A 13,183-nucleotide genomic window follows, 5' to 3' on the forward strand; every position below is an offset into this window, starting at 1 on the left:
ATGGATGTTAGTGACGGCATGGTGACCATCTACACGGATGGTGGATGCGATCCCAATCCGGGGATCGGGGGGTGGGGGGCCATACTGATTTTCAAAGGGCGGGAGCGGGAGCTTTCGGGCAGCGATCCGGAGAGCACGAACAACCGCATGGAAATGACGGCGGCCATAGAGGCCCTTTCGGCGCTTAAGCGCCCGTGCACGGTCGTGTTGCACACGGATTCCGAGTACCTGAAGAAGGGCATCACGGAGTGGCTACCGGGCTGGAAGCGGCGCAACTGGCGGCGCAAGGGCGGCCCGATCAAGAATCTGGACCTCTGGCGCGAGCTGGATCGGCTTGCGGGGCTTCACCAGGTCCAGTGGCGCTGGGTCAAGGGGCACGCGGGGCATCACTACAACGAACGTTGCGACGCGCTTGCGACCGCGGCGATCGCGCGCGCCAAAACGGGTTGTGGTTGAGGGGTGTTTTAAACCACAATATGTTGTGGTATACTGCCCCCGGTTTCTCAACGCACGGATCCGGCCATGTTGCACAGCCGATACCCCAGAAAGCGCCTGATACTCTACCTGATCCCCATTTTGATGGGATTGGTCGGGCTTCAGTTTTCGCTGTTGCTGGACAACAGCGTCCTGCGTGGTCTCACGGCCATGGTTGCGGTCGCTATTCCGCTGATATCCTTTGGCAACCTGCTGGCGCGCTTTCAGATAAGTCTCGTGGAGCGCTTTTTCCTGCTGCTGGGCGTGGTGTTGCTTCTGGTTGGCGCCGGGCTGAGCGTATCCGGCTTTTCCTGGGGCCTGGAAGACGGGGGGTTCACGCCGGAACCTATCGCGTTCCTTTCGCGCCTGATCGGCATCGGCAGCCTGATGCTCGGGCTGGTGGTGGTGCTGTATATGGTGGCGCGGACCGGCGAGGACGTGGAGGCGGCGGCGGAGCGCTTCAGTTACCTGGCGAACCATATCCACGAGGGGTTTATTCTCAGCCGTGTGGATGGGCCGGTACTGATGGTGAACAAGCGCTTCCTCGACATGTTCGGAATCCCCGAGAGCGAGGTTATTGGGCAGAGCCCGCTGTCTCTCGCCGATCGCTTCGACTTGCGCGGCGCCGCGGAGCATTTCGAGCGGCAGGGATCGGGCGAAGCGGACGAATACGAAGTCACCTGGACGGTGGACGGGGAAGAGCGGCATTTCTGGTTCAGCAGCACACCGGTCCGAAACCGTTTCGGGCGGCAGTACGCCACCTTGGCGACGGTGCGCGAAGTGACCGAGCAGCGGCGTCTTGCGAAGCGCGTGGAGCGCTATGCGGAGGGGCTGCAAACCCTGGTCGAAGAGCAGACGCAGAAGCTCAAGCAGTCGGAAGAGCGCTTCCGGACACTGCTGCTGTCCATGAACGAGGGATTCCTCACGGTGGACGGGAGCAACCGCATCCAGTTTGCGAACAAGCGCATCTGCGACCTGCTGAAGATCCGGGAGAACGGGATTATCGGCCGGGATATTCTGGATTTCGTGGATCCGGCGGGCCGGGTTCGGCTGTTGAATATTCTGGTTCGCCGCGGGGCCATGCCCGACGAAGAGGCACGCCTGGAGTTGAATTTTGTGGACACGCACGGCGAGCCGCTTCCCGCCATGCTCGCGATTACGTACTTGCGCCACGGCATTAACATGGAGCCGGCGCATTCGCTGGTGGTGACGGACGTCAGCGAGCTTATTCAGATGCAGCACCAGCTGAAGCAACGCGCGGCCGAGCTGGAGGAGCTGAACGAAGAGTTGCTCATGCACGATCGCGCGAAGGACAGCTTTCTTTCAAACGTGAGCCACGAACTCCGCACCCCCCTGAGCACGATCCAGGGGTATGTGGAAATGCTCGATTCGGGCAGCCTGGGCGCGCTGGAGAGCGCGCAGCATTCGGCGATCCGGGTGATGGATCGGAACGTGCGGCGTCTCGTGGGGCACTTGAACGAGATCATCGAATTCAGCCGGATGGAGATTCGCGGCGTACAGATATCCCGCCGCCTGATGAGCCCGGCATATCTGGTGAACGAGACGGTGTCGTCGTTTCATCCGGCGGCGCTGGCGCGCGAGATCACGCTGGTGGCGGATCTGGCGGAAAACCTGCGCCCGACCTGGTGCGACCGCCAGAAGATGGACCAGGTGCTGGGCATCCTCTTTAACAACGCCCTGAAATTCACCCCGGAGGGCGGCACGATAACCGCGCGCGCGGCCTGCCTGCCCGATCGGACCTTTCGGGTTTCGGTTTCCGACACGGGCATCGGGATCCGCAAGGAACATCACCAGAAGGTGTTTGACAAGTTTTTCCAGGTCGACAGCTCCAAGACGCGCCGCTATGAGGGCACGGGTATCGGTTTGTCGATAGCGAAAAGCATCGTGGAGGCGCATGGGGGAACGATTGCCCTGGAGAGCGAGGAGGGCAAGGGCGCGACGTTCATCGTGGAACTGCCGAACGCGGTGTTCGACGATCGCTGGGACCGGAGCAGCCTGGGCGAGCTCGGCGGGCTGGATGTGCTGGTGGTGGACGAGGGAGAGGCGTTTCCGCTGGCGCTTTCGAGCGTGCTGGACGAACTGGCGGTGTCGCGGCGCCAGGCGGCCAACGGGTACGAATGCGTACGGGAGCTGGAGCGGAAGAAGCCGGATCTGATCCTGTTGAACGATACCATTAGCGATGTGGCCGGGCTGAACACGCTGGCGCTGCTTCGCCAGAATCTGGCGTCGGACACGGTCCCTGTCATAGCGTTTTCGGGGGAGTCCGGCGAGCGCCTGCGGGAGGCGGGCAGTATCTGGGGGGACATCCAATTCGTTTCCAAGCCATTCAGCGCGCAGGATTTCGCGGATGCGCTCCATCTGGTGAGCACCGCGGGGGACGTGCGTTTTGAGTCCGCCCGCCCGGTGCGGTCCCGGGACGAGCAGCCGGTCGCGGGACGGATTCTGGTGGTCGATAGCGACCCGGGCCTGCTGGAGTGGGTCGAGACGGCGATGGGCCGGCGCCGGGTGCTGGCGTTTTGCGCGAGTTCACCCGCGCAGGCCATGGAGCTGGTGAAGATCGAAACACCCGATACCATATTTGTTGATGTGGATGTGCCGGGCGTCGCCGCCGAGGAGCAGTTGCACCGGCTGCTTCCGTATGCGTCCGCGCACGGCATTCCCCTGTACGTAATGACCGGTTTGCCCCGGCGAACGCCGGCGCCGGCGGAGGTGGCGGGCTACCTTCGCAAGCCGTTTAACGCGGACGAAATGATCAGCCTGTTGCGCCACCACGTTTCTGTGGAAAGCGCGCACCAGATAACTTAGGGTTGGTGGATTCATGCCTTTTGCACACACCGCGCACGCCACCGCGCGCACCATGGAGTTTCGCATGTCTGTTTTTGCTGCCCGATTCATTCTCGCGGCCTCGGTATCCGCGCTGTTTCTCGGCGCGCCCGGCGCCGTGGCGCAATCGCTTGACCAGCCCAGCATTATTTGCGTCGAGGTGGACCGGGATCTGGTGCTTTACGAAGAAAACGCCCAGCTTCAGCGCCCGCCCGCGAGCATGATCAAGTTAATGCTTATGCTACTCGTCGTCGAGGGCTACGGGCGTGGCGACTGGGACGAGGATACGCCGATTACGGTGTCGCCACGGGCCGCGGGCATGGGTGGAACCCAGGTCTACCTCAAGGCCAACGAGACGTGGCCGCTGGATCACCTTATGCAGGCGATTGCCGTGGCGTCGGCGAACGATGCCGCGCAGGCGGTGGCGGAGGGGCTCTGGGGGAGCGAGGCGGACTACCTGGCCGCGGCGAATGCGCGCGCGAAAGAGCTTGGCATGAAGAACACCGTGATCAACGGGGTGCACGGGCTGCCGCCGGATGATGGCGTCTCCTTCGACCTGACGACCGCGTCGGACATGGCGAAGCTTGCCCGGGTATGCGTGGGGATTCCGGAAATCATGTCGCTGGCGCGGCAGAAGGAACTCCAGTTTCGACCTAAAGACGCCACGAAGTACAACACAAACAAGATGCTCTGGCGCATGGAGGATTGCGACGGGCTCAAGACGGGGTTCATCCGCGCGGCGGGCTTTTGTGTGGCGGCGACCGCCGAGCGGCATGGGCGGCGGCTGATTTGCGTTATCATGGGTTCGCCGAGCAAGTACGGACGGTTTCAGCTTGCCGAGGATCTGTTCAACCGGTTTCTGGATGACTACGGCGAGATTCAGCTGCTTGCAAAGGGCGCGCCGATCGGCGTGGGGGTTCCAGTGGCCAACGGCCGCGCGCCGATGGCCTCGGTGGCGGCGGCGGGGGATGTCTCGGTCATGCTGCCGCGCCATTTGCTTTCCCAGCTTGAAGTGTCCGCCACCCATCCCGAGCGGCTGACGGCCCCGGTTTATCCGATGACGGTGGTTGGCGAGTTGACCGTGTCGCTGCACAACCAGACGATTGCGTCCGTTCCCCTGATGGTGGCCGGCGCGGTGGCGGCGGACGGCTGGTACCTGAGCATTCAGGACGGGGTGGCGCGGTGGAACGGGCTGGAGAAGCTGAACGCCATCGCGGGGTCCTCCGAAGGGGAGGCCTTACCGGAGGAATAGGCGCGCCGGGTGTTCGGGTCCGATTCTGGCGCGGCCGCTAGGTTGCCGGGCGCAGGGACTCGATGGCTTCGAGGTACGATTCGTTGCGGAACACGTAGGACCCGGCGACGAGCACGTTCGCGCCGGCCTCAATCACCAGCGGGGCCGTATCGCGGTCGATGCCGCCATCGACCTCGACGTCCCGATCACCCATCATCGCGCGGATGTTCTGGATCTTGCGGAGCATGTCCGGGATGAAGGCCTGGCCGCCGAAACCGGGATTCACGGTCATCACGAGCACCATGTCGATGTGCTCCGTGATGAATTCGATGTCGTCTTCCGGCGTGCCGGGATTGAGCACGATACCGGCCTGGCATCCGAGCTCCTTGATGCGGTCGATTACGCGTAAGGGGTGATCGGTGGCTTCCACGTGGAAGGTGATCATGTCCGCCCCGGCATTGGCGAAGTCCGCCACGTAGGACATGGGGTCCGCGATCATCAGGTGGACATCCATGGGGACGGTGCAGTGGGGGCGGAGGGAGGCGACCACGGGCGGCCCGATGGTGATGTTGGGGGCGAAATGGCCGTCCATGACATCCACATGGATCAAATCGGCCCCGGCCTCGATAACCGCGCGGACCTCTTCGCCGAGGCGGCTGAAATCGCTGGAAAGTATGGACGGGGCGATCTTGATGGAGGGCACGGAACGACCTTTCTTTACACGCTACGGCGTGGTTCTTACCGGGGGCTGGCCATCTTCGATGGCGTAGGATGCGACGACGATTTCGTCGACGTAGAAGTCGATGCGGCAGCGTTCGCGGTACTCCACGTCGACCTTTAGGGAACTTCCCAGCACGCGGCTGGCGCGCGATACCTCGTCGTTGGAGGCGGGGAAGGTTTCCAGCACGGTGCGGTTGCCGTCCCGGTCCACCTGTTCGATGCGCACGTCGCGGTTGTACCAGTCATAGCGCATTTCGTGGCTGACCGTGGCGCGAACGAGGGGAGCGGGTGTGGGCTCCGGCCGGGAGGACTTGACTTTATACGTCACCACCTGGCCGTTGAACAGGAGCGTCGCCGGCTGGGGATCCTGGTCAAGCACCACGTCTTCCCGGGCGCCGGGCATGTTCTCGACTTCCTGGGCGACGAGGGTTACGTTATAGGGCTTCATGATGGCCTCGATCTCGGAAACGGGCCTTCCGCGAAGGTCGGGCATATAGTCGCGGTATTGGCCGTCGCCGTCACTGACCAGCAGGTGGATGCTCGCGCCCTTTTCGATGTCGTATCCGGGGGGCGGATCCTGGGCGAGAATCATGTTGCGCGGCTTGGAATCGGGCACGCGCGCAACGCTTCCCAGGCGGAATAGAGAGGTTTCGAGTTCCTCGCGGGCGTTTTCCAGGTAGCGGTTCGCGAGGTCCGGCGCGGTGAGGTAGTCGCGCCCCATACTGACCGTGGTGTAGACCTTCCGGCCCGTGCGCACGACACGTCCGGGCGCGGGCCGCTGGCTGATGATGTGGTTTTCGGGCAGGGTGTCGTGCGGGGCCAGATCCTGCTTGCCCATTTCGAGCCCCTGCTCGCGGAGTCGTATCATGGCCTCGTTCACGGGGAGGTTGACGATGCTCGGCACCTGTACGGGCTCGCCCGCCTGGAGGGTGACGGTGTAGACGTAGTAACCGGACGCCGCCATGACGGCAACGAAGATTACCAGGGCGACGGACCACTGGATGCTCCAGGCGGCGAACTTTAGCAGGAAGAAGACAAAGTTCAGGATCGTTTCCGAAACCGCGTCAAGAAGAATCCGTCCCACGCTCCGTTTGATGGGAGGCTCTGATACATTCCTTGCGCTGTTTTCCACGAATTGAGATACTCCTGGCCGTCTTCGGGTGTAATGGCGCCTTCGTCCAGCAACGGTTGAACGACGGCGGCTGTTTCCTCGGGGGTAAAGGTGCAGACGGAATAGACGATAGTCCCGCCATTTTTGCAGAGCTTGACCGCCGATCGCAATAGATCGCGTTGGATGGCGCCCAGATCCGCGATCGACTCCGGGGTCATGCGCCATTTAATGTCCGGATGCCGCCGCAGGGTTCCAAGCCCGCTGCACGGGGCGTCCACGAGGATGCGGTCAAAGCCGTCCTGAAGGGGCGGGGCCGCGCCGTCGCCGCAAATCAACGCGATTCCGGGCGTTTCCAGGCGCTCGATGTTCTCCAGCACCTTCCAGAGGCGGCGCCGGCTGGCGTCCATCGCCACAATGTGCGCGTTGCCGCCCGAAAGCTCCGCGAGATGGGTTGTCTTCCCGCCCGGCGCGGCGCACATGTCCAATACCCGTTCCCCCGGTTTTGGTTCCAGAAGCAACGCGGGCAGCATCGAAGCGGTGTCCTGGAGGAAGAAGTGGCCCTGCTGGAACCATTTCGTCCGCGAGAGGCCGCCGCCCTGAACGACCCGCAGCGCGTCCGGCAGGGGCACATCATCCGTCACCAGGCAGCCGGACTTTTCGAGGTTGGCGCGGAGGGCGTCCTTGGTCGTTTTCAGGGTATTGACGCGCAAAATGGAATCCGCCGGTGTGTCGGAGGCGGCGCAGAGGGCGGCGGCGCCTTCCTCGCCAAACTGCGCGATCCATTGGCGGACGAGCCATTTCGGTATGGAATACCGGATCTTGAGAAATTTGGGCAGATCCTGCGCCGGATCGGGGAGGCCGGCCGCTTCGAGGGTTTGCGGAATCCGCCGCAGCACCGCGTTCACCATGCGCCCGAGTCCGGCGTGGGTGCGCGCGCGCGCCAGATCCACCGAGGTGTGGACCATGGCTGGCGGCGTGACCTGGTCACAGAACAGGGACTGGTAGACCGCCATGCGCAGGATGATCAGGACCGGAAGCGGCAGTTCGTTCAGGGGCTGGTGGCAGTGCTGCTGGAGGATATAGTCGCAGAGCGTGCGGTGGCGCACTGTGCCGTAGACGAGCATGCCGAGAAAGCGCCGCCCGCGTTCGGAGAGCTTCTTCCGGCGCTGTGTCTTATCCAGCGAGGCGTCGAGATATACGTTGCGCTCGAAGACACGCAGCAGGACGTCAACCGCGGCGTCGCGGACGGGATCGACGGGCATCAGGTGATATCCGTGAAGGCGTCGCCGGGGCCCAGCTTATGGCCGCGCAGGAAATCACCCGCCGCCATGGCGCGCTTGCCGGGGGCCTGCAGTTCCGTGATGGCAATCCGTCCGTTTCCGGTGGCGACAATGATGCGATCCTTCAGGATTTCCTCGACCGCTCCCGGTTCGGCGGTTGCCTTGCCTTCGGCGAGCCGGGTTTCGTGGATGCGGTAGACCTCGCCACCGAGGTGGCAGTGGGCGATGGGCCAGGGCTGGGCCGCGCGCACGAGATTGTGGATTTCGCGGGCCGCCGCGCCCCACCGGATGCGCCCGTCGGCCTTCTCGAACATGCGGCACTCCACCGCGCGGGCGTGATCCTGCGGGGTAAAGACCGCCGTGCCCTCTTCGATTTGCCGCAGGCTTTTTAACATGAGGTCGGCGCCCAGCTTGCCCAGGCGATCGGCGAGTTCCACGGCGTTTTCGTTTTCGCCGATCACCACCTTCTCCTGCATCAGCACATCGCCCGCGTCCATCTCCAGCACGAGGCGCATGATGGATACACCGGTTTCGGTATCGCCATGGAGGATGGCGGAGCGGATGGGGGAGGGTCCACGGTATTTGGGCAGGAGGCTCGGGTGCAGGTTGATCCAGCCGTGCGGCGGAATATCGAGCAGGGGCTGTTTCAGCAGGCGTCCGTAGGCGGCAATCACGCAGACCTCCGGCTTCAGGTCGCGGAGCCAGGCCTCAAAGGTCCCATCGTTGAGCTTCGCCGGCTGATGCACGGGAATATCGAGCTTAAGCGCGGCTTCCTTCACCGGGGGAGGGACGGGACGGTTGCTCCGGCCCTGCGGCTTGTCGGGCTGACACACGACGGCGGCCACGTCGTGGAGGGCCTCGACGGCCTGAAGGGTGGGGACGGCAATCGCCGGCGTACCAAGGAAGACGACGCGCACTAGCTGGTCAATCCGGGGATATCGATCCCGCCGGCCATTTCGCTCATCTTGGCCTTGACGAGATCCTGGGCCTTGTGGACGCCCTCGTTGACGGCGGCCTGGATCAGCGTTTCAAGCACCTCGGGGTCTTCGGGGTTGATGATTTCGGGGTCGATCTTGATGGACACGAGTTCCATCTTGCCCGTCATCACGACATTTACCATTCCCCCGCCCGAGGAAGCTTCCACCCGCTCGTTGGCGAGTTCCTCCTTGACTTCTTCCATCTTCGCCTTCATCTCCATCGCCTGTTTGATCATGGCGCCCATTTTGCCAATATCGCCAAAATTCAGCACGGCAAGTTCCTCGTGTGGTGGGTGTACGTGATTTGGGCGCCCGCAAATGCGCCGGGGATAAACGCATAGTATAGCGCCGGGGCGGGCGCCGGGTAAAGCTGGCGGCGCGCAAACGAACGGCCCCGCCGACAATCCGGCGGGGCCGCAAACGGTTCGGGGGAGTATTTACAGCGCGGCGGCGCCGGCCTCGGCCACGGCGTGATCGTCTTCCACGGAGGAACCGGAGACGCCGATTGCGCCGATGATCTCGCCGCTCGCGTTTTTCAGCGGCACGCCGCCCGGGAAGGTGATCAGGCCGCCGTTCGAGTGCTCAATGTTGTAGAGCGACCCGCCGGGCTGGCTCAACTCGCCAATCGTGCCCGTGTTCATGTCGAAAAAGCGTGCGGTGCGCGCCTTCTTCTGGGCGATATCGATGCTGCCGAGCCAGGCGCCGTCCATCCGCACGAAGGCTTTGAGGTTGGCGCCCGCGTCCACCACCGCGATGTCCATCTTGGTGTTGATCGCCTCGGCTTTTTTCACCGCCGCCGCTACGACCCGGTTGGCCTGTTCGAGGGAAATGTCGCTCATAGTGGTACGATTCCTTTTTCTTGGGGTTAGTTGGTTCACCGGGAGTGACGGCGTCCTCGCGGGCCTCGCCGTACTCCGCCCTGCAATGAACGTTCAATTCTACGGGATTGCCGCGGGCAGGTCAATGATTATGGCCGGGTTGCGCGCATGCGTTATACTGATGCGAGCCCAGGACCCGTCCCAACCAGCCTATAAAAGGAATTCCCGTGACGCCATCGATCGCCAATCCCGCCATGCAGGAGAGCCTGGAGGTAACCCGAGAGCTACTGGACCGATACGACCGGCCCGGCCCGCGATATACCAGCTACCCGACCGCGCCGGAATGGAGCCACGAGTTTGGCGAGGCGGACTACCTTCGGGCGCTGGCGAATGCGGCGGAGCGGGCGGACGAGCCGCTCTCGATTTACGTTCACCTTCCCTTCTGCTGGGAACGTTGCCATTTTTGCGGTTGTAACGTCGTCATTTCGAAGCACCCCGAGGTCTCCGAGAAGTACCTGCAGTACGTGTACAAGGAGATCGGGATGGTGGCGCGGCGGCTGGGGAACCGGAAGACCGTCAAGCAACTCCACTGGGGCGGCGGCACCCCGACGTACCAGTCCGTCGAGCAGATCAAGGCGCTGCATGGGGTCCTGGCGCGCGAGTTCGAGTTCGCGCCCGACGCCGAGATCGCGCTTGAGGTCGATCCGCGGGTTACGTCCAGCGAGCAGCTCGAGACGCTCCGCGCGCTCGGCTTCAACCGCATCAGCATGGGCGTGCAGGACCTCGACCCCAAGGTTCAGGCGACGATCAACCGCAACCAGACGGAAGCGCAGACCCGGGCGCTGTTCGGGAAATGCCGCGAGCTGGGTTTTGAGGGCATCAACATCGACCTCATTTACGGGCTCCCGGATCAGACGCCGGAGGGCTGGACGCGCACCGTAGAGGCCGTGATTGATATCCGGCCCGATCGGCTGGCCGTGTACAGCTATGCGCACCTGCCGGATCAGATCAAGCACCAGCGGAAGATGGACGATCACCTGCGGCCGACCGGCGCGGAGAAGTATGATCTCTTCGCCATTGCACGGCGGCTCTTCGTCGCCGCGGGCTACCGCATTATCGGGATGGACCATTTCGCGCTGCCGACGGATGAACTTGCGGTTGCGCTGGACGAGCGGCGGCTGCACCGGAATTTCATGGGCTACACGGTCGTGCCGGCGGAGGATATGGTGGCGTTTGGCGTTTCCGGGATTGGCGAAGTGGGGGGCGCCTACGCGCAGAACGAGAAGCGCCCGGCGATGTACTACAAGGCCCTCGACGCCGATACGCTGCCGGTGCTCTGCGGGACCTGGCTCACGGAAGACGATCAGGTGCGCCGCTGGGTGATCCGGCAGCTCATGTGCAATTTCTACCTGAGTTTTCAGGCGCTTTCGGAACGCTTCGGCGTTGATTACGATGCCTATTTCGCGGATGAAGAGTCGCGGCTGCAAGAGTTCTACCAGGAGCAATTCCTGGCGCGCGAGGGCGACAGTATCCGCGTGCTGCCTCTGGGCCAGGCTTTTATCCGGAATGTGGCGATGGTGTTCGACGCGCACTTGAAGAAACCGGCGCATTTTACGAAGTTTTCTCGGACGATTTAGGGGCGGGGGCCCTTCTCAGTATTTAACCGGCGTCCAGCCGGGCCTTGCGAGGATTGGCATGACCGAACCACGGAAAGTTGTCGTTATTGGTGGCGGCATTACGGGATTGTGCGCGGGCTACTACGCGATGAAGCGTCACGGGCGGGACGCGGTTGCCGTGCTGGAGGCGGGACCGACGCCGGGCGGCACGGCGTACACCGAGACGGTCGACGGATTCACCTTTGAAAAAGGCCCCAACGGCTTTCTAGACAAGGAGCCGAAGACACTCCAGTGGGTTCGCGATCTGGACCTGGAGAACCGCGTGGTGAAGGCCAACACGTTGGCGGCACGCCGCTTTATTTACCGGAATGGCGCGCTACACGAAGTTAAGCCGCCGCCCGCGTTTCTGGCGTCGAAGTTGCTCTCGCTCCAGGGCCGCTTGCGTCTGCTCGGCGAGCCCTTCATCCCGCAGCGGGTGTCCGAGGAGGAAGAGTCCATCTGGGATTTCGCCGCGCGGCGTATCGGCGCGGAGTCGGCGGATACCCTGGTATCGCCGATGGTCAGCGGGATATTCGGCGGCGACGCGAAGCAGCTGCACCTGGCCTCGTGTTTTCCGAGGATGGCGGCGATGGAGGCGGAGCACGGCGGCCTGGTGAAGGCGATGCTGGCGAAGCGCAAGCAGAAGGGGTCGGGCCAGGGCTCGGCGATGGGCCCTGGGGGAACACTGACCAGTTTCAATGGCGGCATGGCGGTGTTGATCGATCGCGCGGCGGAGGAGCTCGGAGCGAGCCTGCGCCTCAACACGCCTGCGGCCCGAATCGAACGCGCGGACGGCGTGTATCGCGTCCAGATCGAGGGCGGCGAGACCCTGGAGGCGGAGTCGGTCATTGTCGCGGCGCCGGCGCACGTGGCGGCCGGCCTGACGCACGATCTGGACGCCGATCTCGGTGCGGCGCTTTCGGAAATCCCCTATGCCAGTATGACCGTGGTCTGCACCGGTTACGAGCGGAAGGCCATAGGCCACGATCTGCACGGTTTCGGATTTCTGGTTCCGCGCACCCAGCAGAAGCGCATTCTGGGCTGCATCTGGACTTCCACGCTCTTCCCGGGGCGCGCGCCGAAGGACAAAGCGATTCTGAGGACGATGATCGGCGGCGCGACCGATCCCGGCGCGGTGGAACTGGACGACGAGGCTTTTCTCGCGATCCTCCGCGAGGAATTGTTCCCGATGCTCGATATCCAGGCCGATCCCGTTGTTTACCGGATTTACCGCTGGGAAAAAGCGATTCCCCAATACACCTTTGGGCACCAGGCCCGCCTGCGGCGCATTGAAGCGGCGGAGGCGCGCCACCCGGGCCTGCGCTTCGCCGGCAATTCTTATCGCGGCGTGGGGATCAACGACTGCGTGTTGTCCGCGTTGCGCGCGCTGGGGGAAGAAGTCCCCTGAGCCGCGGCGCCCGTTGAACCGAACAGGCGGCAGGTTCCATGAGCCCACACCAGAACCCATTTCTCGATCCGTCGCAACCGCACATGATGACGTGCACCGTGCTGCACTGGATTCCCGTGTTCACCCGGGAGGAAACGGTTTCCATCGCGCTGGACGGATTGGCGTACCTTGCGGGCGAGGGGCTGGAGGTGCATGCCTACGTCGTGCTGGACAACCACCTGCAGCTGATCGCGCGCAGCCGGAACCTGGACAAGTCGATGATTCGCTTCAAGCAGAACACCGGCCGCCAGCTGCTCAAGTACCTGGCGGACCACGACGTTCGGGTCATTCTGGACCAGTTCGCGTTTCACCGCGATGCCGGGCAGGACGAGCGGGATGTCGCCTTCTGGCAGGAAGGGATGCACCCGGAACTGATCATCAGCGACCGGATGATGCGCGAAAAGATTGAGGAGCTTCACGCCAATCCGGTTAAACGCGGTTATGTGGATGAGCCTGAGCACTGGCGCTTCTCCAGCGCGCGGGATTATGCGGGGGGGAAAGGGCTCATCCCGATCGTGCCTTGGGACTTGGGCGGGCGCGGGTAGCGGCGCTGCCGCGCGTGAATTTTTCCGGGCGTCCCGGGGTATAATCCCTCAAACAACACCGAGATCCGAATTGGGCCGCGA

Annotated in this window: 12 protein-coding genes; 6 read left to right on the forward strand and 6 right to left on the reverse strand. The window is 63.4% G+C overall.

Features of this window, described 5'->3' with window-relative positions:
* The 3 genes from rnhA to KF886_11890 all read left to right on the forward strand — a co-directional run bounded on the left by rnhA (position 1) and on the right by KF886_11890 (position 4,570).
* Positions 1–456: a ribonuclease HI gene (gene rnhA / locus KF886_11880; GenBank protein ID MBX3178055.1), complete on the forward strand. Its 456-nt coding sequence runs from the start codon at positions 1–3 to the stop codon at positions 454–456.
* 66 nt (positions 457–522) lie between these two features.
* Entirely contained in the window at positions 523–3,300 is a 2,778-nt protein-coding gene (locus KF886_11885; GenBank protein MBX3178056.1) for a PAS domain S-box protein, read from the forward strand.
* A 64-nt stretch (positions 3,301–3,364) separates the two neighbouring features.
* Entirely contained in the window at positions 3,365–4,570 is a 1,206-nt protein-coding gene (locus tag KF886_11890) for a D-alanyl-D-alanine carboxypeptidase (GenBank protein MBX3178057.1), read from the forward strand.
* A gap of 37 nt (positions 4,571–4,607) precedes the next feature.
* Here KF886_11890 and KF886_11895 read toward each other — a convergent pair whose 3' ends face one another.
* The 6 genes from KF886_11895 to KF886_11920 form a co-directional block, all read right to left on the reverse strand.
* On the reverse strand, positions 4,608–5,252 hold the full coding sequence (locus KF886_11895; GenBank protein MBX3178058.1) for a ribulose-phosphate 3-epimerase: 645 nt from the start codon (positions 5,250–5,252) through the stop codon (positions 4,608–4,610).
* Between the two features lie 21 nt (positions 5,253–5,273).
* Complete coding sequence (locus KF886_11900; protein ID MBX3178059.1) at positions 5,274–6,353, reverse strand: PASTA domain-containing protein; 1,080 nt, start codon at positions 6,351–6,353, stop codon at positions 5,274–5,276.
* Complete coding sequence (rsmB, locus tag KF886_11905) at positions 6,311–7,642, reverse strand: 16S rRNA (cytosine(967)-C(5))-methyltransferase RsmB (GenBank protein MBX3178060.1); 1,332 nt, start codon at positions 7,640–7,642, stop codon at positions 6,311–6,313. The genes KF886_11900 and rsmB overlap by 43 nt, the downstream gene beginning before the upstream one ends.
* Complete coding sequence (gene fmt / locus KF886_11910) at positions 7,642–8,577, reverse strand: methionyl-tRNA formyltransferase (GenBank protein ID MBX3178061.1); 936 nt, start codon at positions 8,575–8,577, stop codon at positions 7,642–7,644. The genes rsmB and fmt overlap by 1 nt, the downstream gene beginning before the upstream one ends.
* A complete protein-coding gene (locus tag KF886_11915) occupies positions 8,577–8,891 on the reverse strand; it encodes a YbaB/EbfC family nucleoid-associated protein (GenBank protein MBX3178062.1) in 315 nt (104 codons plus the stop codon). The genes fmt and KF886_11915 overlap by 1 nt, the downstream gene beginning before the upstream one ends.
* 183 nt (positions 8,892–9,074) lie before the next feature.
* The gene (locus KF886_11920; protein MBX3178063.1) at positions 9,075–9,476 is read right to left on the reverse strand and encodes a heme-binding protein; all 402 of its coding nucleotides are present in this window, start codon (positions 9,474–9,476) and stop codon (positions 9,075–9,077) included.
* Positions 9,477–9,709: 233 nt separating this feature from the next.
* On the opposite strand from KF886_11920, the gene hemN reads away from it, so the two are divergent.
* Genes hemN through KF886_11935 form a run of 3 tightly spaced genes read left to right on the forward strand, consistent with a single transcriptional unit; the run spans position 9,710 to position 13,102 of the window.
* A complete protein-coding gene (gene hemN, locus KF886_11925; protein MBX3178064.1) occupies positions 9,710–11,092 on the forward strand; it encodes an oxygen-independent coproporphyrinogen III oxidase in 1,383 nt (460 codons plus the stop codon).
* 58 nt (positions 11,093–11,150) lie between these two features.
* Positions 11,151–12,518: a protoporphyrinogen oxidase gene (gene hemG, locus KF886_11930; protein ID MBX3178065.1), complete on the forward strand. Its 1,368-nt coding sequence runs from the start codon at positions 11,151–11,153 to the stop codon at positions 12,516–12,518.
* Positions 12,519–12,556: 38 nt separating this feature from the next.
* Positions 12,557–13,102, forward strand: coding sequence for a transposase (locus KF886_11935; protein ID MBX3178066.1), 546 nt, complete (start codon positions 12,557–12,559; stop codon positions 13,100–13,102).
* The last annotated feature ends 81 nt before the right edge of the window (positions 13,103–13,183 follow it).

This window comes from Candidatus Hydrogenedentota bacterium, from assembly GCA_019637335.1.
Lineage (GTDB): Bacteria > Hydrogenedentota > Hydrogenedentia > Hydrogenedentales > JAEUWI01 > JAEUWI01.

Coding starts and splice junctions, on each gene's coding strand:
- rnhA (MBX3178055.1), top strand. CDS start 1: ATGGATGTTAGTGACGGCATGGTGACCATCTACACGGATGGTGGATGC.
- KF886_11885 (MBX3178056.1), top strand. CDS start 523: ATGTTGCACAGCCGATACCCCAGAAAGCGCCTGATACTCTACCTGATC.
- KF886_11890 (MBX3178057.1), top strand. CDS start 3,365: ATGTCTGTTTTTGCTGCCCGATTCATTCTCGCGGCCTCGGTATCCGCG.
- rsmB (MBX3178060.1), bottom strand. CDS start 7,642: ATGCCCGTCGATCCCGTCCGCGACGCCGCGGTTGACGTCCTGCTGCGT.
- KF886_11920 (MBX3178063.1), bottom strand. CDS start 9,476: ATGAGCGACATTTCCCTCGAACAGGCCAACCGGGTCGTAGCGGCGGCG.
- hemN (MBX3178064.1), top strand. CDS start 9,710: ATGCAGGAGAGCCTGGAGGTAACCCGAGAGCTACTGGACCGATACGAC.
- hemG (MBX3178065.1), top strand. CDS start 11,151: ATGACCGAACCACGGAAAGTTGTCGTTATTGGTGGCGGCATTACGGGA.
- KF886_11935 (MBX3178066.1), top strand. CDS start 12,557: ATGAGCCCACACCAGAACCCATTTCTCGATCCGTCGCAACCGCACATG.